This window comes from Paenibacillus rhizophilus (assembly GCF_003854965.1).
Classification (GTDB): domain Bacteria; phylum Bacillota; class Bacilli; order Paenibacillales; family Paenibacillaceae; genus Paenibacillus_AQ; species Paenibacillus_AQ rhizophilus.
The window spans coordinates 22,635-47,378 of sequence record NZ_RQPI01000012.1; the positions used below are offsets into that span (position 1 = coordinate 22,635).

Here is a 24,744-nt window from a genome sequence, read left to right on the forward strand (position 1 = left end):
TTTCCCCCTTACCATAAAGTTGGTTCGCCGCTGCGCTTAATGATGCGGTTAGCCGAAACAATCAGGATAAAGCCGACAACCCCTTTGAACAAACCTATGGCCGTAGCTTCACTAAAGTTGGCCTGCTCGATTCCAATCCGGTATACATAGGTATCAAATATATCCGATACGCCATACACCGTCGGGTTGCTCATCACAAAGATCTGTTCAAAGCCGGCGTCCAGAATATAACCGATCTGTATAATAAGCATGAGAAATACCGTTGGAAGCAGTGCGGGCAAAGTTACGTGAATCATCTTTTTCCATCTGCCTGATCCATCGACCGTCGCTGCCTCGTATAATTGCGGATCGATGGAGCTTAAGGCCGCCAAGTAAATAATCGCTCCCCAGCCAAAATCCTTCAGAATACCGGTAATGACCAGAATGGAACGGAAATAATCGGGGCCTGTAACAAAGTCTATTGCCGGAATGCCGAAGCCTTTCAAAATTTCATTAATGATCCCTGCGGGACTAATAAAGGAAAGGATTAATCCTCCGTATACGATCCAGGAAAGGAAATGCGGGAAATAAGTGATGGTTTGGACGGTTTTTTTAACGGATTGTTTTCTTACCTCATTGAGCAGCAAAGCGAAGATAATAGGAACGGGGAATCCAAAAATAAGGCGGTAACCGCTGATCAGCAGGGTGTTTACTAATAATTGATAAAAGTCTTCGGAATGATAGATCATGTTAAAATGCTTGAATCCCACCCAAGGACTGTCCGCAATCCCTATAAAAGGTTGAAAATCCTTAAAAGCGATACTGATACCGGCAAAGGGGATATAGTGGAAGATAAAAAAATAAATCAATGTGGGGAGGAGCATCCAGTATAAATTCCGGTACTTCTTTATTTGCCTCCACTTGTTTGATAAACCGGTCGATTTACCGGTCAACTTACCAGTCGATTTACCGGATGTTTTCATCAGTGAAGTATGTTCCACAGCCATAAATACTTACGCCTCCTTCTAAATTTATGGGATTTTTAAAATACATACCAATTCCGATGTGGTTTGACAAAATTCACCTAAAACGTTTTAGGAAAAGTGTATGAAAATCCTGCTTTCTTTTTTTTAAACGGACCGGTTGCCGCAGCTCTCCCGGATTACAAGATGAGCCGGAACGGTAACCCTTTGGATAGAACCATCGTTATTATTCTCTATAATATTTATCAAGATTTTCGCAGCGGATTGTCCTATTTTGAGCCTTTGCTGGCGGACTGTGGTCAACGCAGGGCTGTAGCCTGCAGCGGAATCAATATCATCAAAGCCTATTACCGAGATGTCACCAGGCACACTGTAACCTAGCTCCTTTAAAGCTTCGATCGCTCCATAAGCCATGGTATCGCTGGAAGCAAATATTGCTGTAACATCGGTTTTTTTCGAAAAAAATGATTTGGTGAGCTTGTAGCTCTGCTCCTGGGAAAACTCGCAATACTTAATCAGTTGTTCATCTACAGGGATATTATGTTTAGTTAGAGCATTCTTATAGCCTGCTACCCGATCATGTGCGGCCTTGGCTATCTGATCTCCGGCTATTTTTAAAATTCGGGTATGATTCAGTTGAATTAAATAATCCGTTGCTTCAAAAGCTGCCGATTCGTTATCGGACTCTACCATATTCACATTAAAATACTGATGCGGAACACTATCTATGTAGACAGTAGGAAGAGTTTCATGCAAAGCCCGTATGTTCTGATCCGCACGTTGGTCGCCGGTTAGTATAAGGATGACCCCAGCTACACCATTTTCAATACAAATCGACTTGTAACTCTTGGATTCTCTTTTCCGATTGGAAAATATAAGAATATCATACCCTTCTGCGCCGCATACATCCTTGATGGAACGCAGGAACTCGCTAAAGAATGGATGATCAAATCCCGAGTTGGTCTGATCGCCAAAGAAAATGCCAATCATATTCGATTTTTTAGTAATTAACCCTCTTGCCATCACATTAGGTGTGTAATCCATTTCTTGAGCGGTTTTTAAAACAAGCTGTTTGGTCTTGAGGTTGATATCGGAATAACCGTTCAATGCCTTGGAAACTGTGGATACGGAAAATCCGGTCGCTTTAGCGATGTCTCTTATATTCGCCACTTCAGGTCACCTCATAGTAGACTTGGTTAACAATGCTAACAAGCACTCTTTCCTAAAACGTTTTCTGAAACTTGATAACGTGATTATATGAGAGATATAATAACATGTCAACGGTTTTAGTTAAAATTTTTATATTTTATGTAATCTATTATTACATCCGTTCCGAGATAACAAGTAAAAACATTCCTCCCTCTACAAATTCACTGCCCGTTAACGTAGGAAGGCATCCTCCATTTATGCAGGAGCTGCGCTCACCTGCCAGCGTGGGATTGCTAGAACAGTCTGCCTCTTCTGCATGGGTTCTTCAGGAGAGGCTGCAATCAAAAATGGCCTGCCAATTGGCAGACCATTTTGATTTAATCATCTTTTCGCCTTATAAAACTCATGATAAAGCTTCATCAGCGCCGCTTCTCAATCCGCGATACATAGCTGCGGCTGATCCCCAGTTCCTTAGCGATCTCCCGCTGCGTTCGCTCTTCCCCACCCGTGTCAAGGCCGAAGCGGCCGACCACGACCTCTTTTTCCCGGTCATCCAATATATCTAAATTGCGGTAGATCTTGCTCTTCTCGATCTTGAGATCCACTTCCTTGATTACGTCGTCGGTCTCAGAACCGAGGATATCGATCAAGGTGATTTCGTTGCCTTCTTTTATCAGTACCAATTGGATCGTGCAGCGACACGTCCTTGCGCGTTTTTTTGAGCGAGCGCAAGTGCATCAGGATTTCATTCTCGATGCAGCGGGCTGCAAACGTCGCCAATTTCGTACCCTTGTTGGGGCGGTAGCTTTCTATGGCCTTGATGAGCCCGATCGTCCCGATGGAGATTAAATCCTCCATGTCTTCGCCGGTGTTGTCGAATTTCTTGACGATATGGACACGATACGATGTAAAAAAATAAACCAATACGATCGATCCCGATTCGAATTGGTTTATTTTTTGGTTTTGTGCCTGGTCCGTAATTGCTGTTCAATTATTTGTACCCATTCAGGCAATTCATCTAAATAATATTTTATTCCACTTTTATCTGCTTCAAGAATAATTTCACCATCTGTTTTACTATTATCGATAACGACTAAATGATCTATTTGGTCCAAGTTCCTGTTCATTCATTTCCTCGATTTCACCCGTGCTATATTCTTTAACAATTTGCCCTTCAACTGTTTTATATACTATATATGTCCCATTTGCTTTAGCATCCAATTTCGCACGATCACCCGTTAATCGAATCAATTTAGCAAGGTCCTGTGTAAGATTCATCATTTAACAAACACCTCATTTTTTTCTTATAGCTCGAGTATAACACAGCACAATGTAATTTATATTCACTTTGGTGTGATCCTCGGATCTTTTACAAATGATGAATTCTCTCATGCAACCGAAAGATCACAATACAGAGACACAAATAGCCTGTAGGAATGAGAAATTGATTTCTCATTCCTACAGGTTATTAATCTAATATCCAACTCACCGCTTCGCCTTATAAAACTCATGATACAGCTTCATCAGCGCCCGCTTCTCTATCCGCGACACATAGCTCCGGCTGATGCCCAGTTCCTTGGCGATTTCCCGCTGCGTCCGCTCTTCCCCACCCGTGTCCAGGCCGAAGCGCCCGACCACGACCTCTTTTTCCCGGTCATCCAATATATCTAAATTGCGGTAGATCTTGCTCTTCTCGATCTTGAGATCCACTTCCTTGATTACGTCGTCTGTCTCAGAGCCAAGTATATCGATCAAAGTAATCTCATTACCCTCTTTATCCGTACCAATCGGGTCATGTAGCGATACATCCTTACGGGTCTTTTTCAACGATCGGAGGTGCATCAGGATTTCGTTTTCAATACAACGGGCAGCAAAGGTTGCGAGCTTCGTTCCTTTGTTGGGGCGGTAGCTCTCGATGGCTTTAATCAATCCGATCGTCCCGATGGAGATGAGATCCTCCATGTCTTCGCCGGTGTTGTCGAATTTTTTGAGGTTATGGACACGATGCGATGTCATTTTGCTTCATGATCGGCGACCATTAACGGCCTCGGCAGTAGCAGTAGGTGTCACTTAACCTAAGTTTGCCGCTATGGTATACTTATGCTTCCAAAGGAAAAGAGCCTGTCGCATTTATCGCTTGGCAAAAGCCGGAGCAACGGAATGAATTCATCTAACGACAATATCTGATTAATTCCTGCTATCTGCACACCTATTACATCCATCAATTTTGAAACTCCTTTAATACAGCGACCATTAACCATTGTCAAAGCTTTACCCGGTATACTTCTCAATCTGATTTAGCAAAAATTCGTTAATAACATTCACGACTTCAAACGCGTTGTCAAAAATAAAAAAATGTCCGCCATCAAAACCATGCATGTTAATCTTACCATTACTGTAATCCTCCCATTCCTTCATGGCCCTTTCAGATGCAAGGGTGTCCTGATTTCCATACATCACCATGACAGGACAATCCAATCCTTCACGTCCAGCAACTATCTTATACGTTTCCACCAGTTGAAAGTCATGCCGCAGTACCGAAGCGAAGAACACTTTCGATTCTGCACTTGCCAGCAGTTCAACTGGGGTCCCCCCCATACCTGCTACTTCATTCCATAATTCTTCATCACTTAGCAGATGACGCTGCTTTTCCGTTACATAGTGTGGAGGCAGCTTGCCCGATAAGAATGCATATACTGGATTGTGAAAGCCTTCTGCCTGGACAGTATGCAGTAATTCGAAAGCCAACAAGGCCCCCATGCTATGTCCGAACAGTGCATACGGCGTCTCGTCTGCCACAACTTTATGCACAACGCTCAAAATATCCTGTACGGCTTCCTCCACATTTTTATACGGCCGCTGACCGAATCTTCTCCCCTTGCCAGCTAATTCAACGGGCATTAGCTCCACAGAAGGATGCAAATAAGGCTTCCATTTCAAGAAGGACGAGGCCGCTCCCCCTGCATGCGGGATACAAATAAGCTTCATCTTTTCCACCTTCTCACTCCTTTGCTTATGCGGTGTTGCACTGTATATCATTTCAATTCATGAGCAATGAGCTCCTTGGACTTCTTTTGGCGTCGGCGTTGATTTGGCAGCCACCAGTTTAACGGTCCAAGCAGAAACATGGTTGTCGGAACCAGCAATGTACGTACCAGCAAGACATCAACCAGTATGGCAAAGGCCAGCCCAACCCCAAGCTGCCGTATAATCTGGAAGTCTGCAAAGTAAAACACGGTAAACACTACAATCATAATTGAAGCAGCCCCGTTGATCATTCCTACTGTTGAAATAAAGCCGTCGGTTATACTCGTGCGGATGTTCTTATTCGAATCATACATTTCCTTCATACGCGATACCAGGATTACCTCATAGTCGACACTGAGACCAAATAGAAGAGTAAACAAGATGACCGGTGTATTAATATCCAGCGGCATCGGCGTTGTACCGTGCAAGTGTGCTTCCTGGAACATATATACCAGAAATCCCAGAGAGCTTGCCGTTACCAGGCCGTTAAGTAAAATAGCCTTAAGCGGCAAAATAATCGAACGGAACGCCGAGAATAGCAGGAGGAAGGTTAATCCAACAACAATGCCTAAAATCATGGGAATGCTGCTGGTGATTCGCTCCTCCACATCAACACCGACTGCGGTATCGCCAGTCACTTTACCGATGAAGGAAAGGTTCGCTTCCGGTAAAATCCGTTGCCGCAGCTCTTTGACAATTGCTCTTGACTCGTCAGAGTTTGGATCATTGGCCGAGATTACTTGGAGAACCGTTGAGTGCATATCTTTGCCTACGAGATTTTTAAGCTGCGATTTCATTGCTGCCGGTAACGAATCCCGATTCTGATAAATAGCAGCATATGCCGCAGGATCTGCAGTTTGCGGACTCAGTGTTGTCAAGCTCACAACCCGGGAGACATGTGCAACCTCCTTGATTTTTTGTGTAAGCCGATCGATTTCAGAAAGTGATTCCGCACTATACACGTTGCGGTCCGGACTTTGAAGCACCACTTGGATCGGAAACAGCTCTCCGACACCGAAGTGATCCACAACAGCTTTCATTCCTTCCTTTGAGTCACTGCCATCCGGCAGTTCTTGATAAGCGACAACGGAGGAGTGGACCTGAATGTCTTTTACAAAAGGAAGAAATGCGCTTGCTAACAGCAGTCCAATCAGCAAAAACATGATGGGATATTTCAGAAAACGTTGAATCAGAAAGCCGGCGATCCGGTTATTCCCTACTGTCTTCGGAGCAAATGGGATTCGCAAAAAGTCAATGTTCTTCCCAAGCAGAACCAACACGGCAGGAAGTAAAGTTAACGAGGCGAATAAAGATACGAGAACAACCACAAAGCCGCCGATAGCAACCGAACGCGTAATTAGTGTATTCGCACTGATAAGAGAAATGAGACTGATCGCAACCGTCATCCCAGCGAAAAACACAGATTTACCCGAGGTGCTAACGGCCATCGCTATTGCTACATGCTTATCCCCATGCTTCCGCATCTCTTCCCTGAAACGTTGAGTAATGAAAAGCGCATAGTCGATCGCAACCCCAAGGCCGAGCATTGTCACAATATTATTCAGTAACGTGGAAAGTTGAACGTTAAGGGAAACGAAATAAATGACTGCCATCGATACAAGAATACTGAATATACCCATTAGCAATGGGAGCAGCGCAGCTATAACAGATCGAAAAACGACTAATAATAAAATAAAGACGATTGGCAGACCGATTTTTTCGACCGTCGCCACATTGCTTGCGCTGGTTTGATTCACGTCATAGGAAACGCCTGGACCACCTGATACCAGTACCTGGAATCCTTGCAGGGGGTCCTTTAATTCCTCGATTTTACTTCGCAGCTTCCCTACATATTGCACAGCATTCTGATTCATATCAAGATACATAAAGGCACGATGATTGGCGGCATCCAGTAGTTGTGGTCTATCCGCATTGAACGGACTGATTATGCGCTCTACCTCTCCTATGCGCTTGGCTTCCGTTTCAATTCGTGTTACGGCGTCTTTAAAAGCCGGATCATCTACGTCCATAGACGGGTTGCTGACGATCACCAATGCCCGAAACTTATACAATCCGTCATAGTGTTCCTGAATATACGCCCTGGCTTCAGTTGATTCTGTCTTTTGGTTCTCGGAACCGCCGATCGCTAGCCTATCATGTAACTTTGGACTAACCAGAAAGGAACCAATCAGTATTAGAATCCATAGCGCTAGCCATTTCTTTGGATGCTTGCCAACAAATTGCCCCACTCGCTTAAACATTACATACTCACTCCTATTTTGATTTTTGTCTTCAAATATTAGTTGGTCAACCAACCAATATTAATCAAAACCTTGTGTTTTGTCTTCCATCGCCCTATTTCTCGGACACATAAAGGGCCATTCTCATCAAAAGATCATAGGCGCCGTCAATATCAAAATCTGGATTCATAATTTTTTGCAAAGCTAGACCATCCATGCAAGACAGCAAGATAGCGCTGATCATCTTCGCTTCACTGGAATTGCCGGTAATTTCCTCTATAATTTCACTGGTTCCATTTCGGCTTACTTCGAGAAAAGTAGCCACCCGTTCTGTAATTTCCGGGTTTTTCAGCCCTTCAGAATAAAATTCGTAACGCAGTCTGTACCAGTTGGGGTCTGACTTCACCCGATCCCGCAATAATCGGACAGAAGCCGGAAGCAAATTACTTGGCTCTGCAGTCAGACTGAGATTTTGACGCAACTCACGGTATTTTTGCAGCTTCAGCTCAATGACCGTGATAAACAGCTCTTCTTTGCTGGCAAAATAGTAATGGATCAGTCCGGGCGCTACGCCTGCCTCTGATGCAATATCTTTAATCGATGAAGAATGCAATCCTCTCTCAGCCAATATCTTGTAAGCAGCTTCGATGATTTTTTCTTTCGTTGAGGTGGATTTGCTCATGGAGGATACCTGCCTTTAGTTAGTTGGTCGACCAACTAAATCCTACCATTTTTAACCCCTGATTACAATCCCCTTTCAAGCATTCAGGATGCCATTCTGAAACCCTTTCACCACAGCACCTACTCTGGAGTCCACACCTAGCTTAATAAGAATGGAACTAATATGTGATTCCGTCGTTCTTTTACTTATTCCGAGTTCGTCGGAAATTTGCTGATTGTTCTGCTCTTGGGCAATGAGCTGCAGTATTCGATGCTCCATCCGTGTGAGTCTGTCACGATTCATATATTGCATTGCTCGTTCCGTGACGAGAATATTCCCAAGGAAACTTTGGCGGATCGCATTGACAATGGATGAGTAAGGCGCATTTTTCGGAACAAAGGCATGTACTCCGATTTCAAATGCCGCTCTTTGATATTCTTCATATGAATACCCCGACAGCATGACTAATCTGATGGATTCGTATCCAGCTTTAATGGAACGTGCAAGCTCAAATCCATTCATTTCAGGCATTCGTATATCCATGACAATTACGTCAACTTTGTAACTCGGCAATTGGGCCAATAGGTCCTTGGCTTTATCGAAAACAGCAAGTACAATAATACCATGATCCCTATCCAGGAAAGAGCGAAGCCCTTCCATTACAAGCGGGTGGTCATCGACCAAAATAACATTGATTATGCTATCCAATAATCCCAACTCCCTACAACTTGTTATTGACTACTTACTTCACAAGGTTCGTTTTTATTGTTAGCCGGAATCACAAATGACACATTTGTGCCCATCTGCTTACTTGAGTACATACTCATGCTCCCGGAAAATTGCTCCAACTTCTTTTGAACGGAAGCTAACCCGAAGTACTTTTTCTTCACAAAATCGGCAATATGCAAGGGTACATCAAACCCCTTTCCGTTATCGGATACTAGGCAGCTTATGGGTTCATTTATGCTAGATTCAACTTTTATTGTAATCACTGTTGCTTCAGAATGTTTCAGGGCATTATTAACAAGCTCCTTTACATTGCGGAATACACACACCTTCAGCTTGAAGGGCCATAATTCCTCATCTTGGATCAAACTTTTGTTCTCGACAATAACATTCCGTTTTTCTTTAATTTCACGAATCAACCATTGGATTGCTTCCCGGATGCCAAGATCTTCGATAATCGAAGGGTATAAGTCAGAACACAACTGCCGAATTTCATAAATGGTATCCTGGACTTTTTCTGAAAGCATCTCTGAATGCCGTTCAATCTGCCTCAACTTTTGCAATTTTGGCAGTTCGATAAGACTTCTGGAGAGAAAAATAAGGTTTTGTAGTATTTCATCATGCAGATAGTGAGCGATTCGGTTTTTTTCTTCCTCTTGCGCTTCAATCAGCATTTGATTAATTTGCTTCTGATCCATCTCGATTTGCGTTTGACGGGATTCAACAAATCCCGATCGCATTTCTTCAATGGTATCCAGCTTGGCGTATGTATTAATGATTTGGGAGACCTCCATTTCAATTTTCTTTAAAAAGTGAAGCTCTTCCTGGGTCAGCTCTTGTCCGTTAGGGCGTAAAGCAATAACTATGAGACCGGATGGTTGAATAGGACCTCCAATCGGTATACATTCCTGAATACCGGTCCATTCCGGATTTCCATAGATGTATCCCCGGGCACCAAACATCTCATTCTCCCTTCCCTCCAAACTACCTGAACAACAGATTAAGTCAATCGGACTGAGATAAATAATGATACCGACACCAGGACTTCCAAGATATCTATTTATCATTTCTGCGATTAACTTCAGGGTCCGATAAATATAGTCGGTTTGAATCATATTTGACCAGACCCGCTTCTTCTCATCTTCCAAGTACTCCTTTCCTAAGGAGGGGCGATAAATTTCTTCCACCCAGTTTAGGGACTTTTGGAGCACGGAGTTAAGAATAAAGATGGTTACAATGAACATTAGTATTTTGAGATAGAAGGAAGGGATATCACTGAGCTCCGAAACAGAGACAATCACTAACAATCCATAGAAGATATAAACTATGGTCTTCCCGATATAGACCTCCAGAACAAGGAACTTATTCTTAGAGATCAGATAGAATAGACAAAAAGGAAGACACAGAAAAAACATGATCGAATTTTTGATCGGCACCCCATTATATCCCAGAATCTCCGGAGTCATGCTGAAAAGGAGAATCGGCAGCAGCCCGATGCACATCGCACCACTTAATATTAATCGGCAATCCCTGGGAAGAGAATATTTCGCGTACCATGATTTTTGGAATGCAATACCGATCGAAATTAATATAGATGTAACGACATTAACAATAAGACCCGTACGAAGCATATCAAGACTCCAGTTGCCTTCCTGACTGATAAATAATATAAGCAGAGCCAAGAGACTTAACATACATGCAATAAAAATATACCAGGCTTTCAGCCACCTCACGAACTGATTGGTTATTCGGACCGGGAATCGTGTGATGAATCGGATAAGAAAGTACGGAGCCCATGAAACGGAGAAAATTTCAGTCATTCTTGCCAGTAACATTCCGCGCTCAGAAGCGATATAGGCTAAAATTGCGAAAGACATCACTGAAAACAAAAGGAAAAATTCCTTCGAATATCGAAAATTCCACGTCTTGAGGTAGAGAAAGATGCCTGATCCCATAAGCAAAATTGAAATGCTGACACTGACAATCACACTATTTCCAGTTTTTTGAACAGAATGATTAGGGAAGGTATCCATCCAGCTAACCAACTTATGATTTTGATTCATAAACTCCAATTCATGGGATCCCTCCACGATATGCCAACGGCGTACATTGCTATTCTGTTTCGGAGATGCGGAGTTGACCTCAACCAGCGTATCTCCAGGCTTGATCCCTAAGTATGATCCTTCTCCATTCGGATCGACATGGTTTACGATATAGTTTCCTTGAGTATGTTCCAGAAACACTCCAAAATAGTGAATACGGTTCATATATATGAAAAATTGAGGCAGCAATATTAAATATAATCCCAGGACCAAAAAGAATAAAAATTGATAATATCCTCGGTGAGTAAGGAAGCCTTTCATGAATCACGCTCCAGGACAAGATTGCTTGGATTGCCAATCACTATGAAGCGCTACAAGTGCCAGCTCTGCTTCATGGTCGATCAGCCTTGCCTTAATATTTGCGTAATCAATAGCGCCCACATTCACCATATAATCACGCAACTGCTGTTTATATATCTCCGCTTCCATTGGCTGACGGTAAATATACTCAAGCATGGAGTGAAAAAAATCGTGCCGGCGTTCACTGTGCGAAATAGCCATAATGAGAGGTAAACTCATCTTCAGCCTTTTAAAATCAAGTTTCCTATCATTCATAATATCTCTCGCGTCATTGCTTATTTGGCCGGATATCGCCAGCATGCTCCCAATCTCCTTTAACCGATCTGTCACTTTTTGATCCAATCTGGCAATGAGTGCTATAACCGCACAAACAAGTTTCCCCAGCTTTCCCGAACTTTCCTCAATCATAAGGATGTACCTTTCTTCAGTTGAAGAAAATGGATACACATGTGCATCCGCCCGCCATTGCCCCCACAAGGCATCCATCGACAAAGAATTAACCTCTTGAAGGAGACGGCCTGCCAAGCCTGTATCGATATCCAACTTTAGAAAAGCGTGATAAGACAAAGAAAATATCCATTGTGCAAAAGCGATGCGCAAGAGGTGGCCAGGTTCAAACGACGACTCAAGCTTGCCCCCATCCTGGTCCATACAATCATCAAACAGATCCGCACTGAGCATGAGCAATTCAATGGCAGCTCCCGCCGCAGTAATTCTCTCAATGTGATTAACGCCAAATAAAAGACCGAGCTTTACAGCACGGCCTCCCCAAGTTGAAAAAAATGGCGTTTCAAGATGGCCAGCTTTGCCAGGCTGCCTCAGCTCTTCATCCAACATTTGGTTGAATTCCCTCATGTGTGCAAAATCATACTTCAAACGGTTGATCTCGTCCCACATCCGGTTATGCAACTCTGTACTCTGAATAGTCATACCCACATCTCGGCATTTGGAGATTTTTGTTCAGTACAGTCTACGCTAAAATAATGCTCCAAGATTATGCTCTGTTCAACTGCAGATAATGATGAAGAAAGGATCATCTCCTTCCCCTTTATTTCTGGTCCGATCTTACGCAAATAGTGAACGATTTCCCATAATGGATTGTTAATCATCCCTGTTCCTCCTCTATTTGTTATGAGTTCAGTTTTCCCTGTACGGGTTCAACCGGGGTAACTGACGTTACAGCATAATTTAATAACAATTTCAGGATCATGCCTACACAAGCTAAGGCAATCGGTAAAACTAGAATTCTCGTGTCGAATAAAGCGCCGTAAATGGAATTCCCGATAACTCTGCCTATTGCAAACAGCATGAATAGTACAGCGTAGAATCGTCCCAAGTAAGCATTCCCAACTTTCTTCTGGTTGAATGAGGTAAAGAATACACCGTAAGTTGAGAAGCACAGGGAGAACAAAAAAGATATTAAACTAAGCAGCGTGATCATCACCACACTGTGATGGTGCATTGAATGATTAATACCCGGGATTGGAATGAGGAATAACAGCAGTATTGCCCCCAACATCCCATACATGCCCACATTCAGCGCCTTAAGATCTTTAAACGATTTGTTCACAAGCGGCACCGTAACAAAAGCAAACAATGTTGCAGCAGAATAGAACGATTGAACGGTGCCATATTGAGGATCACTCCCCGCAAAAACCGATTTAACGAGGAAGGGTAGCCCTATCAAGAATAGGGGCAGAATCAACATATGGGTAAGCATACCGTTAATGCTGATGCTTAAAATCTCCTTGTCCCGGTATAATCGAAATCCATCCTTCACAAATGACATAATCCGGTTGTCGGCTGTCTCCGTTTGAATCTTCCTGAGTTTGATAAATAGGTTCATAACTCCTGTCACGAAGAAAGTGACGGCATCCAGCAGCAATACCAGCGAAAGTCCCTTCCAGCCATACAACAAGACCGCAAAAGCCGGTGCAATGATTTTTCCTACCTGCCAGAATAGTTTGTTGATCAAATTCCCGCTTACAATCTGCTCTTTGTCAACAATGGCAGGAAGCAAGGTCATTGCAGCCGGCTGATAAAAGCTGTCGCAAATCCCAAAGAAAAGCGCCAACGCATAAATATCCCAAAGGGAAATTACATGATGAAGGGAATATAGATAGAGCGGGATCAGCGCTATTCCGCGCAAAAAATCCAACAGGACAATTAACCGATTTTTATTTACCCGATCTACGATTGCGCCTGCAAATGGGGCCAATAGGATAGAGGGCAATGCGGACAGTGTCAATACACCTGCATATTGACTGGCCGATCCGCTGAGCTTTAGCACATAGAGAGCAAGCGCGATTGTCAGCAGCTCATCCCCCATCAGGGTGATGAGCCCGCCAAAAATGTACAAGGAAAAGCTGCGAATATTGAATAGTTTATAATTCATCCCGAACCTCCTTCATCATACATAACCCTTACAAAAAGTTTACTTCCTTACAGTGGTCGAGCATTCTCTCTATATGCAGCGGGCGGACCGACTCCCAGGAGAAACCGAGCCTTTCCAGATAACGTTCTGTTTTTTCAGTGGCAAAGAAATACTCCGATGGAGCGTGCAGCATATCCAAATACAAAAGAATCTGATTGGCAAAAGATTGACGATCAGCATTCGTTTTATCCTCGGACAAGTCGAGCATCATTCTCAGATATTCTTGAACAGGCTCCAATTTCATGCTTTGTTCACCGGAAACTTCATTCAGCATTCTTGCCAAGGCTGAAAAGCTGATGGTGAACGGGTTCATTAAATGATGGATATCATTCCGAAGCGCACTTACCGGGAGCAAGAGCGTGATGGCCATGCTTACCGAATCAATGAAACACAGCTCGATGTTCTCCCTTTCAATATCAGGAAATGCCCCTGTACGAACAGCAGCTTTTAGCATGGCATAGACCGCATTATCGCCGATATTTTCTTGAAATCTACCGGTTTGTGAATCACATATCAGGTGCCCGATGCGGTAGATCGAAACATTCAGACCCTCACCCTTTGCAGCAAGAAGCATTTTCTCGGCTATAAACTTTGTGCGCGCATAATGAATATTCAGCTCTTGACCTTGATCACAATCAAATTCAGTGAAGAGCGCCTTGCTGAGACCTTCACGCTTACCGGTTCCGATCCCCAGAGTAGAGATATGATGCAGATCCTTCATTTTTCCACTCTTGACGAATTCAAGAACACGTCTGGTGCCCTCAACGTTCACTTCAAAGAACTTTGATTCTTCGCCGTAATAACTTGTATATGCGGCCGCATGGAGTACAACGTCAACCTCCAGCGAAAGTTCATGGTATGCCGCTTTCTCCAAGCCTAAACGATCCTGACAAATATCCCCGTTAACAACGATCAGCCGGTCTTGAAACTCCTTGAGCAAATCGGTTTGAAAATAGAAGAGTGCTTTATTACGCAAACGCTCCGAAGCATCCGCAGCGTCATGCCCTCGAACAAGTACTATCAACCGGAGAGAAGTATGAACTAGCAAATCGCGCATCAGATAGATACCCAAATAGCCAGTTGCGCCTGTTAAGAGAAGAGTATTATATCCATTTGTCACGCTGAGGTCCGCCTCATGCATCTGAGCAAGCCTTGTATGATATTCCTTCAGGGGCTTTTCAAGTTCCATGCAGTCCTTGAGTTCCAGCTTTTCCTTACGGGATAAAATCCTGTGTTGCAGAGCTTCTATCCGGAGCAATTTATGGTTTATGCCGGCCTGCACTTGCAGTGCTTGCTGACAGATGGTGGAGAAACGAAACATGTCGTTTATTGACCATTGATAATGCTTTTGCATCTCCGATACAAGCTTTAGGGCGATGATTGAGTCACCTCCAATTTCAAAAAAATGATCATGAAGCCCCACTTCTTCAATTTTGAGCACATCCCCCCAAATGCTGGCGATTTGAATTTCATCCGGCGAATATTCACCTTCTGGTCTTCCAGTCAATTTGATCGCTGGGGAAGCCTGGAGCCGATGATCTGGGGAAGACCAGTAGCGCTGCTTGTCAAAAACATAGGTAGGCATATGTACGCGTGCAGGGTTTGATTCCAAATGAAAAGACTCCCACCGTACAGAATATCCAGAGATATAGCTGAAGCAGGCCTGCCTCAGCTCAGTAAGCCGATTCCCTTCATTCATTCCGCTAATGACCGAGGGCTGCCACGCCTTTTCTTCTCCGAAATCTTGTCCGAAAAAAATGTCCGGGTTGTCACAATCATCGAAACGATCACAAGAATCAAGCTCACGCAATTTAAGAAGCAGGTCCTCTATACTTTCTGTAAGAATAGCAAGTCTGTATTGGTAATGGCCTCTTCCTGTTTGCAATGTATAGCAAATATCTTCCAAACGATATTTTACTTTATTTTCAACAAAATGTATATAACTTCTAATCGTTTTTTTGAGACTGCTCAGCTTGCGAGTAGAAAGCACAAAAACATAGCAGCGACTGTCTTCTTGCTTCATATAATCAGCCTGGGTGGAAGGGGCTTCCTCTAGCAGCACATGACAATTGGTTCCGCTTAGTCCAAAAGCATTGACACCGCAACGTCTAGGTTTACCGTCCGATTCCCAATCGGACAGGCGGCTATTAACATATACCGGTGAGTCAATGAACGATATTTGCCGGTTTGGTTGTGTAAAATGCAGCGTTGGAGGAAGCTTTTTGTGCTTCAAAGCTAGTACGGCCTTGATTAGCCCAGCCAATCCTGCTGCATGGTCCAAGTGGCCAAAGTTTGATTTCAATGAACCGATTCCGCAAAACTGTCTTTTTGTTGTGAACTTTTGAAATGCCTTACGGATTCCCTCGATTTCAATGGGGTCACCCAGCTTCGTTCCTGTGCCATGTGCTTCGATATAGCCTATCGTTTCAGGATTGATTCCTGCCTGTCTCCAAGCTTTTGTTAGTACTTGCGTTTGTGCGTCAGCATTCGGCGCGGTTAGACCGGCCGATCTCCCATCCTGCTGACAGGCACTTCCCTTTATCACTGCATGGATAGAGTCCCGGTCACGAAGCGCCTTGTGCAGTGGCTTTAAAACAATGGCACTAACGCCTTCGCCAAGACCGGTTCCATCCGATGCATCATCAAAGGCCTTCGTTCGGGCATCGGATGATTCGATTCCGATCTTTACATCCATATCCAGGGGTAGCAACATTAGCTTCGAACAACCTGCGATCGCCATATCGCTTTCGCCCGTACGAATCGATTGACAAGCGAGATGTACCGCTGCCAGTGACGATGAGCATGCCGTATCTACCACCATGCTCGGACCCTTCAAATCGAGCAAATACGCCATCCGCCCTGCAATAATAGAGGTAATATTACCCGCGCGGCCAACCGCCATATTTAGCGGGTCTATATCAAAGATATATCGGCGATAATTAGCCAATAAATCCGGGCTAAAGCCCAAAAAAACACCGGTATTGCTACCTATCAACTTGGTGCCGCCATATCCGGCATCCTCAATCGCACTCCAAACGGTCTCCAGGAACAACCGCTGATTGGGATCCATCAATTCTGCTTCGGCAGGGGATAACCGGAAGAATTCTGCATCAAACTTATCGATTTCTTCCAGGTACCCGCCTTCGAAATATGAGTAAGACTTATCATCCGCGTTCAAAAAAGAAAGCAACTGGTCTGCATCTCGTTTACGAGCCGCCGGCAGCGAACGGACGCAGTCAACGCCATCTTTTAACACGCGCCAATACTCATCCAGATCATTCACCAATGGAAACTTCAAGCCAATTCCGATAATCGCGATATCCTGATTGTTAACCTGCTCGATATCGATGTTTTCCTCGAATAAATCAGAAGCTTCATCTAATACGAATTCAGAAAAATCTAACATTTATGCAACCCCCCCTACAGTTGGCATACCGCTATCAGTATTCCATTTCCTGCTTTCAGCAGAGAGGCGTACAGCCTCATATACCGGATAAAGCAAGCTCGTTCTGAGCCCTTCATGGATTTGTTTATTGGCCAGAATTGTGTCCAACAGATTGGAGCAATCTCTCAATTCCTGCTCCGTCACTTTGGCGCTCCCTGCTTCCAATCGATAATGAATTTGTTCGAGCAGTCGATATGGATGCACGACATTTTTCTCATAGGTTAGTTCATCGATTCCATCATTTCGGTTCGGTGTACTTACCGAAGCAGCCAGACAATACTTCACAATCTGCAATTCATTTTCAAATCCTAAAGCCCTCATTGCCTGTTTGGGTCGGTCAATCGCGGCGAGTTCGCTGCAAATGATCGTGAAATCATCGGGTACATCGATTGACAACGCCCGGAGATTGTGATGAATTGGCACTAATTTTTTCAAAACACTCCGCGGCCCAAACTCAACGGCGTAGTTCAGATCCCGATAATGGAGAGCCTCCATCGTTTCAACCCAGCGTACCGAATTTGTAAGTTGTGCCGTCAGCTTCTCTCCGATTTCATCTGACGACCGATAGGGCAATCCATCCAGATTCGATAATACAATACCTTTTGGCTGGTGAAACTGAACCTGGCTTATGGCCTCTTTCATCAGTTGGGCAGCCGGTTCCATATACGGACTGTGAAAAGCTGCGCTGACTTTTAACGGGATGACCGCCGCCCCTTGTTGTTCCAGTCGTTGTGTAACTTTCTGCAAGGATTCGGAATGGCCTGAAATAACCGTTTGATCCGGTGCATTATAGCAAGCAACCACGAGAGTCTCCGGCAATACATCTAAACTCTCAATCGCCTTCATCACCTGCTCTCTACTAGCATGATTCACAACTCTCATCCCGGTTTGCTTATTTTCCGCAGCTTGCTGCATATACAGCCCGCGTTTCTGCACCAATTGAACCGCATCATGAAACGTGAGCGCACCCGCACAGGTCAGGGCAGTCCACTCTCCAAGACTGTGACCTGCATATAAATAAGGCTGGATGCCGTGTAATTCAAGAAACCATTCAAACATTGCAACACTGGTTACAAATATTGCAGGCTGGGTAATCTCTGTTTGCATAAGCGTTGACCCATCGCTTTCACCGCAAAATTTCCGAAGATCGTACCCTAGCAGATCACTTGCTTCTTCAAAGCGAAGCCTTGCTGTCGGACTCATTTCACAACATAGCTTTTCCATACCTGGATACTGTGAACCTTGACCAGGAAATAAAGCGGCCATTCTGATCGACTCGATATTCATCTTGATACAGCTCCCTCTACGGATACGGATGAGTTATAAAATTTTCCTACTCGATGCAACAACTCCAAGTAACGTCGGAACAAAGCTGCTACGCTTTTCTGATCGAGAAGGTCTGCATTGAATTCACATATAAAAGAAAAGTGCTCGATACTTCTGTTCACCGCAAGTGTTATCCCATGATGTTCTATCCATTGCTGTGACAAAGTGAATAAACGGTCCACATAGAACAGAGGGAATAGATGCTTTGAATCTTTGAGGTGCGGTGAAAGGTGTTCGGATGATATGCAATCTTCTTGCGGAGGCATATTCATTGGAACCCGTATCCACTTAAATAACCCCTGCAAACCTGAAATCTGATCAAAAGAAATCGTAAACTTCTGTATCCGATTTACCTGTGATGTGACAGCTGAAATACCGATACGTTCCTGCTTTGTGATCTCGTGGAAGAGATAAGCAAATACCGACAGACAGATCTGTTCGACTGAAATATCCTCCGCAGCCGCTGCAAGTTTTATTTGCGTATGCATAGGTTCCGGAACGGTGAATTTGTAGACCGATTTGATAAACGCTTGCCGGGAAACGTTGTAATAGACATCAGGCAGCCGGACCGGCTCAATCCTTGGAGAAGCTGCTTCTTTTTCAGTTAAATAATAGGCAAGTAACGATATGGTCGGATAAGCAAATAAATCAACCACCTTCATTCGTCCTGGAAGCTGTTCCTCTATCTTCTGATGGAGCTTGACTGCCAGCAAGGAATTCCCTCCCACTTCAAAGAAATGATCGTAGATACCTAACCCTTCCAGTTGAAGGACCTCTCTCCAGAGCACCAGTAATTGACGTTCCATGTCACTTTGTGGTCCCGGGCGTTCCTCGTCCGCATCCAATACTTCAACAGGGTCTGGCAGCAGCTTCCGGTTGATCTTTCCATTCTCGTTAATCGGGAAGGCTTCAACTTGAATAAAGCGTGCCGGAACCATATATTCTGGAAGATGGCTTGCAAGAAAACCTCGTAATGCCCGCATAGAGATTTGTACAGGATTAACCGCTACATATGCGCACAGCTCCAAAGCATTTGTTGGGCCTGAACGGGAAATAACCACCGCTTGCCTGATATCCGGATGCTGGTTCAACCGGTTCTCGATCTCGGCAAGTTCGACCCGATACCCCCGGATCTTGACCTGTGAGTCGATTCGGCCAAGAAATTCAATGCGACCATCTGCCACATAACGTCCCAAATCACCGGTTCGATAGAGCCTTTCCGAGTTGCTCCCGTTATACCGGAGGTCGACATCTAGGAAAGCCTGTTCCGTTAAGGAGGGATCGTTATAACCTCTCGCGACGCCGACCCCTCCAATATAAATTTCGCCTGGAATTCCGATGGGAAGCAATTTACACTCCGAATCCAGTACATGGATACGAGTATTGGCGATTGGATTGCCTAACGTAGGGCGGGTCTTGAATGCATCAAGCCCTTCCGGTTCGATAGATTGGGCGATACAGCCAATTGTGCATTCTGTGGGACCATAGTGGTTCATTATTCTCGCATTCGGATAGGCACGGTAGTATTTCGCTATATCCTCTACCTGTATCGGTTCTCCTCCCAGGATGATGAGCCGCAGTGCGCTTAGGTTCGTTCTGCTAAACGCTGACGCTTCTACCAGCAGATGAAACAGGGAGGGTGTCATTTTGATATAGGTTATCCGGTGCTTCTCCAAATAAGCCAGCAGCTCGGAAGGATCCAGTAAATGAGATTGGGGTACAATATGAAGTTCACAACCGCATGTTAAAGCACTGAATAAAGCTGTATAGCCCAGATCGAAGGCATAAGAGGAGACGAGTACAGCACGGTCATCCACACAGAGCTCTGCCTGTTCCTGAAGCCATGCAACATAATTCACAAGCCCGCGGTTTTCTAACAAGACACCCTTAGGAGTCCCCGTGCTTCCAGAGGTATAGATGGAGTACACTAAATCGTCGGAATGGGATACAGTTGGCGGGATAGATGTCTCTTCATCATCGTCTATCTCATCCAAATCAATCCTGATCCTGCTGAAAGACTGGGCTAAAGCTAAAGTTCCTTCGCCATGTGTTACAATCACGCTGCAGGCGCTATCCGTCAGAATCCGTTCCGTTCTTTCAGCAGGCGAGCCAGGATCAATCGGCACAAATGCGCAGCCTGCATTCAGAATACCGACAATACCTACACCTAAATGAGCGGTACGCCCTGTCATTAGCCCAATAAGCGAACCCGGTTTAACCCCGAGGGAGTGCAGTTTTCTTGCTAGCCTATTTGCCTTACGGTGCAGCTCCTTGTAGGTTAAACGCAGGTCTGGGGTCGCGACAGCGAGATGCTCAGGATATTTAATTGCAGCCTGATTTAGCATTTCCTGTATGCAAGCGGCAGGTAGCGGCTTTCTTAATCCTTGAAAATCGGATAGCAGTTGTTTCTTCTCGTAAGCAGGCAGCATATGGAACTGACCGAGCACCATATTCTCATCCTTCACAAAACCTTTCAGCGCTTCAATAAAATGGGCACCAATTCGTTCGATCGTTTCATGCTCATACTTTACAGCGTCATACCGAAGCTTGACCTGCATTGCGCCTTCTTCTTCCTCGATTTCTACCGCAAGTTCAAATTTAGGTTCATATTCGTCGACCCTGAGCGGTGTAATCCGAAGTTCCGAATCTTGAATGACAGGGTGCTCCATATTTTGAAAAACAAACAAGGTTTCGAAAAGCGGATTCTTTCCGGCATCACGCTGCAAATTCAAATCCTGAATCAAATCCTCCAACGGGTAAAGCTGATTGTCGAAAGCCTCCAAAATCCCCTTCCTGATGTCTTGTAAAAACTCTCGTACAGTCAACCTGGATGCAGGTTGGCATAGAATCGGCAGAGTACCTGCAAACATTCCGATAACAGACTCCCATTCCTTGCGCCGTCTTCCTGAAGTCGGGACTCCGACAACAACCTTCTCATGCCCGTTATACTCTCCTAATATATACGCATAAGCAGCAAATAGAATCATAAAGAGAGTCATACCATGCCGTGCCGCAAGCTGTTTGGAAGAATGGACCAATTCCTTGCTTAAATGAAATCGGAAGGTTCTTGATAACGGCGCGTCTTCCTGTGGCAAGATATTGTCCGATGGCAAGCGAAATACAGTTTCTTTTGTACCAGACAGTCGATTTAGCCAGTATTCCCGCTGACGCTCTATATCCTCCGATTGTCGTAACATCTGTTGATGTGCGACATATTCTTTATACGTGCAGGAAACTGGCGGTAGTGCACGCCCCGCTGCCAAGTCTATGAACTCCTTTATGAAAATGGCCCGGGAAGTGCCGTCCACCACCAAATGATGGGCGTCCATCATCAGTAGGTGCTTGCGGTTCTCCAGTCGTACGAGCTTAACCCGAACGAGTGGCGCTTGCGCCAGTTCAAAAGGACGAACAAAGGTATCGAAGAACTTCGAAGTCTCCGAATGCATCCCCTCCATATCCACGTAATCGATATGGAATGATAATTCCTCTGGTTTATGGATACGCTGCATCGGCTCATCGCCATCCAGCAAAAAGCTCGTTCTCCATGCTTCATGTCGGCTGATTAGATTCCTGAACATTTTTTCAAGCTGCTCCAAGGAAAGTGAGCCTTCAAGCATCCACCCCATTGGATTATTGTAGGCAAGGCTTTGCTGGTTCATGCTCTGCAAAATAAAGAGTCGCTTCTGGGGTGAGGATAAGGGAATCAAATCTTCGGGGCAGCGTGCAAGAACCCCCACTGGATCTATCGTAAGCTCTTCTTCTTTCGCAGACGACAACAATTCCTCCAAACGACTGCTCAATACCCGAATATTCGGATGCTCAAAAAGTTCCTGAGTGGCCACTCGAACGTTGAAATGCGCCTCCATCAAATTTAATAGTTGCTGCAATTTAAGCGAATCTAATCCCGCCTCCAGCAAATTGGTGTCAGGGCCGATAAAGCCTGATGGGACGATGCTTCTGGCCATGGCTAGAAGCTCTGATTCGACCGGGCTTAGCGTCTCTTCTAAACACTCTGTTTCCTGTTTCTCCTGTTCGGAGCTCAAAGACGTAATTTGCTTGATCAGTTCATCAAACTCACCTTTTTCAATCCGTTCCGCCAACTGATAACGCTGAATTTTCCCGCTTGTTGTTTTAGGGATTTTGTGAATGGGCAGCACGCATTTAACCTGCAACCCTATCCTAGAGTGAATCGCTTTATGCACCTCGCTGGATAGTCCTACAAACTGCTCTACCGGTTCTTTGAATTGGATAAAAATATAGATCGACTCTGACCGTGTGTCCGGCTCGATAACGCTGCAAACGGCAGCTGGATGCAATATTCCGGAAAACTCTTCGACGACGCGTTCGAAATCGTGAGGGTAGTAGTTTTGACCGTTAACAAAAATAATGTCTTTTGCCCGGCCGGTAATTACCAAGCGCCCGTTTCTCATCAGGCCCAAGTCGCCGGTATTAAGCCAGCCATCGCAGATTGCATCCTTAGTTGCAGTAGGGTTCCCATAATACCCATGAGTTACATTCCTGCCGCGAATGTGGATGTATCCGATGGTCCAATCACTTAGGGATTCCCCATCTTTGCCACTGATCCGAACCTCACAATCTCGTATCGGACTTCCAACGTCCACAAAAGTGATACTGTCATCATCCGGAGCATCCACTGAAACGGCACGTTCTCCGATACACATGGAATTTCGAAGCAGATGAACCGGTTGTATATTCTCAGCTACAGGCGGGATGGTAACTCCAAGACTGGCTTCGGCCAATCCATATACAGGGAACATGGCACTTCTCTTCATCCCATAACCTTGCATCTTATTCATGAACTTTTCTGCCAAAGGAACAGAAATAGGCTCTGCTCCGTTAAAGATCAAGCGGACGCCGGATAAGTCCCAGGCATATTTCATTTCTTCTTTCATATGGCCAAGGATATATTTGTATCCGAAGTTCGGAGATGCCAATAGCGAGGCCTTGTGTTCGCTTGCCTTTTTCAACCAAAGCGTGGGGTGCCTGATGAATAAGGACGTCGGCATGATATATTGATCAATAGCAGCCAGGACCGGCACCAAATGACACCCAATCATCCCCATGTCATGAGTTAGAGGCATCCAGCTCAATAAACGATCATCGGTGGTGACGTTAGATGCTATTCGAATAGCATTGATATTGGCAAGCAGATTATCCTGTGTCAGGATAACTCCCTTCGGATCACCGGTCGATCCGGAAGAGAACTGAACAAAAGCAATATCATTGCCAGAGGAAACATGAAGCTGACCAAGACCCGATGGCTGGGTGACTTCATCCAGCAAAACGGCTCTTGATTGAATTTTTCCTGAGCTGATATTACCCTCCCTTCCGTCCATATAATTTAACAGCCGCTGCAGGCTTTTGCGGTCCGTTACCAGATAAGGATGAGTCAAATAGTTCCATATGTTTAATACCTTTTGCTTATGCTCGTTATTACTCCCGACAAGCACAGGAACCGCGACGATTCCACCCAGAATGCAGGCCCAGAACAGATATAGAAAATATTCAGGATCTTCCACCTGAAACAAGAGCTCATCTCCTGGCTTCATCCCCTTATCCTGAAGGACAGACAACGTATAATGCGCGGAAGAATATAATTGGCCGTATGAAATAAACCTGGTCTCCAGATCATTGAGAATCAAATAGACACCTTTGTCCGTTTTGGAACTTCTTTCTTTGAGGAGTTCAGATAGAGAATTAAAACTTTCCAATTGATCACCGCCTATATAATGTGTTGTTAATCCGGACCTTCCATAATATCCCTAAACTTTTTACATTGTAGCATTCGGAAAATAAACGGACATCAGTATGTAAATCCTATTCCTGCTGCGACACCGCACTCTATATTGCGTGATCGCGCTGCAAGCCTTTACAATTTATAAAGAGTGGAGTAGCAGACCAATGGGATACCCAGCGGCATCTTTTCTTCACGACAAAAGAACTCTACTGAAGTGCACCCTTTAGAACAGACATTGGAAAAACCCCTGTGTTTATCCGATGAAGTTCTACGGAGTGCATGTTTGTAAGGCTATCAAGGGTAGAAGTTTAAAACGTATTCTGAAGAGATTAAAAAAGAGGCGGTCCGCCTGCATGTTGTGGAACGATGAACTTTCCGAAAGATTAATGAACATATAGGCATTCATGACTCACAGTAGAATGAAGAAGTGGAAGCGTAAATACCGGGAACAAGGCGACTCCTGAATCAGCGAGACAGACGGCAGGAATACATCAAATCAAGACCGATATGTTCAAAAGCTAAAACGGAAAAACGAAAGGCTAAAAAAGTGCTTGGAAATCTGGATACAGGAGGTAAGAAAGAAAGGTATGTCCTTTTAGAGAAGGCTTCTGCCC

15 protein-coding genes and 1 pseudogene are annotated in these 24,744 nt (G+C 44.6%); all 16 read right to left on the reverse strand.

Going from position 1 to position 24,744, the window contains the following annotated elements; all coding sequences use genetic code 11:
* Positions 1–8: 8 nt before the first annotated feature.
* Positions 9–986, reverse strand: coding sequence for an ABC transporter permease (locus EH198_RS17940; protein WP_246014409.1), 978 nt, complete (start codon positions 984–986; stop codon positions 9–11).
* A 123-nt stretch (positions 987–1,109) separates the two neighbouring features.
* On the reverse strand, positions 1,110–2,132 hold the full coding sequence (locus EH198_RS17945; protein ID WP_124696902.1) for a LacI family DNA-binding transcriptional regulator: 1,023 nt from the start codon (positions 2,130–2,132) through the stop codon (positions 1,110–1,112).
* 360 nt (positions 2,133–2,492) lie between these two features.
* A pseudogene (gene sigK, locus EH198_RS17950) lies at positions 2,493–3,005 on the reverse strand (RNA polymerase sporulation sigma factor SigK); the annotation flags it as partial.
* Between the two features lie 186 nt (positions 3,006–3,191).
* Positions 3,192–3,389: a hypothetical protein gene (locus EH198_RS17955; protein WP_185702954.1), complete on the reverse strand. Its 198-nt coding sequence runs from the start codon at positions 3,387–3,389 to the stop codon at positions 3,192–3,194.
* A gap of 207 nt (positions 3,390–3,596) precedes the next feature.
* Complete coding sequence (gene sigK / locus EH198_RS17960) at positions 3,597–4,127, reverse strand: RNA polymerase sporulation sigma factor SigK (RefSeq protein WP_124696904.1); 531 nt, start codon at positions 4,125–4,127, stop codon at positions 3,597–3,599.
* 255 nt (positions 4,128–4,382) lie between these two features.
* On the reverse strand, positions 4,383–5,099 hold the full coding sequence (locus tag EH198_RS17965; protein WP_246014420.1) for a thioesterase II family protein: 717 nt from the start codon (positions 5,097–5,099) through the stop codon (positions 4,383–4,385).
* Between the two features lie 47 nt (positions 5,100–5,146).
* Positions 5,147–7,399, reverse strand: coding sequence for an MMPL family transporter (locus EH198_RS17970; protein WP_124696906.1), 2,253 nt, complete (start codon positions 7,397–7,399; stop codon positions 5,147–5,149).
* A 94-nt stretch (positions 7,400–7,493) separates the two neighbouring features.
* Positions 7,494–8,060 (reverse strand): TetR/AcrR family transcriptional regulator, encoded by a 567-nt coding sequence (locus tag EH198_RS17975; protein ID WP_124696907.1) that lies wholly within the window; start codon positions 8,058–8,060, stop codon positions 7,494–7,496.
* A gap of 75 nt (positions 8,061–8,135) precedes the next feature.
* Positions 8,136–8,747 carry a response regulator transcription factor gene (locus EH198_RS17980; RefSeq protein ID WP_124696908.1) on the reverse strand — a complete coding sequence of 204 codons (612 nt, stop codon included), beginning with the start codon at positions 8,745–8,747 and terminating at the stop codon, positions 8,136–8,138.
* A gap of 23 nt (positions 8,748–8,770) precedes the next feature.
* A complete protein-coding gene (locus tag EH198_RS17985) occupies positions 8,771–11,128 on the reverse strand; it encodes an ATP-binding protein (protein ID WP_124696909.1) in 2,358 nt (785 codons plus the stop codon).
* A gap of 3 nt (positions 11,129–11,131) precedes the next feature.
* Positions 11,132–12,097 carry a polyprenyl synthetase family protein gene (locus EH198_RS17990; RefSeq protein ID WP_124696910.1) on the reverse strand — a complete coding sequence of 322 codons (966 nt, stop codon included), beginning with the start codon at positions 12,095–12,097 and terminating at the stop codon, positions 11,132–11,134.
* Positions 12,094–12,276: a hypothetical protein gene (locus EH198_RS17995; protein ID WP_124696911.1), complete on the reverse strand. Its 183-nt coding sequence runs from the start codon at positions 12,274–12,276 to the stop codon at positions 12,094–12,096. Before EH198_RS17995 ends, EH198_RS17990 begins: the two co-directional genes overlap by 4 nt.
* Before the next feature lie 20 nt (positions 12,277–12,296).
* Positions 12,297–13,562 (reverse strand): MFS transporter, encoded by a 1,266-nt coding sequence (locus EH198_RS18000; RefSeq protein ID WP_124696912.1) that lies wholly within the window; start codon positions 13,560–13,562, stop codon positions 12,297–12,299.
* A 28-nt stretch (positions 13,563–13,590) separates the two neighbouring features.
* On the reverse strand, positions 13,591–17,007 hold the full coding sequence (locus EH198_RS18005; RefSeq protein WP_124696913.1) for a beta-ketoacyl synthase N-terminal-like domain-containing protein: 3,417 nt from the start codon (positions 17,005–17,007) through the stop codon (positions 13,591–13,593).
* Positions 17,008–18,333: an ACP S-malonyltransferase gene (gene fabD, locus EH198_RS18010; RefSeq protein ID WP_124696914.1), complete on the reverse strand. Its 1,326-nt coding sequence runs from the start codon at positions 18,331–18,333 to the stop codon at positions 17,008–17,010.
* Positions 18,330–24,104 carry a non-ribosomal peptide synthetase gene (locus EH198_RS18015; protein WP_124696915.1) on the reverse strand — a complete coding sequence of 1,925 codons (5,775 nt, stop codon included), beginning with the start codon at positions 24,102–24,104 and terminating at the stop codon, positions 18,330–18,332. The genes fabD and EH198_RS18015 overlap by 4 nt, the downstream gene beginning before the upstream one ends.
* Between the last annotated feature and the right edge of the window lie 640 nt (positions 24,105–24,744).

What these genes read in the sequence shown, in the direction of transcription:
- EH198_RS17940 (WP_246014409.1), bottom strand. Translation starts at nt 986, where the DNA reads ATGGCTGTGGAACATACTTCACTGATGAAAACATCCGGTAAATCGACT.
- EH198_RS17955 (WP_185702954.1), bottom strand. Translation starts at nt 3,389, where the DNA reads ATGAATCTTACACAGGACCTTGCTAAATTGATTCGATTAACGGGTGAT.
- sigK (WP_124696904.1), bottom strand. Translation starts at nt 4,127, where the DNA reads ATGACATCGCATCGTGTCCATAACCTCAAAAAATTCGACAACACCGGC.
- EH198_RS17965 (WP_246014420.1), bottom strand. Translation starts at nt 5,099, where the DNA reads ATGAAGCTTATTTGTATCCCGCATGCAGGGGGAGCGGCCTCGTCCTTC.
- EH198_RS17970 (WP_124696906.1), bottom strand. Translation starts at nt 7,399, where the DNA reads ATGTTTAAGCGAGTGGGGCAATTTGTTGGCAAGCATCCAAAGAAATGG.
- EH198_RS17975 (WP_124696907.1), bottom strand. Translation starts at nt 8,060, where the DNA reads ATGAGCAAATCCACCTCAACGAAAGAAAAAATCATCGAAGCTGCTTAC.
- EH198_RS17985 (WP_124696909.1), bottom strand. Translation starts at nt 11,128, where the DNA reads ATGAAAGGCTTCCTTACTCACCGAGGATATTATCAATTTTTATTCTTT.
- EH198_RS17990 (WP_124696910.1), bottom strand. Translation starts at nt 12,097, where the DNA reads ATGACTATTCAGAGTACAGAGTTGCATAACCGGATGTGGGACGAGATC.
- EH198_RS17995 (WP_124696911.1), bottom strand. Translation starts at nt 12,276, where the DNA reads ATGATTAACAATCCATTATGGGAAATCGTTCACTATTTGCGTAAGATC.
- EH198_RS18000 (WP_124696912.1), bottom strand. Translation starts at nt 13,562, where the DNA reads ATGAATTATAAACTATTCAATATTCGCAGCTTTTCCTTGTACATTTTT.
- EH198_RS18005 (WP_124696913.1), bottom strand. Translation starts at nt 17,007, where the DNA reads ATGTTAGATTTTTCTGAATTCGTATTAGATGAAGCTTCTGATTTATTC.
- fabD (WP_124696914.1), bottom strand. Translation starts at nt 18,333, where the DNA reads ATGAATATCGAGTCGATCAGAATGGCCGCTTTATTTCCTGGTCAAGGT.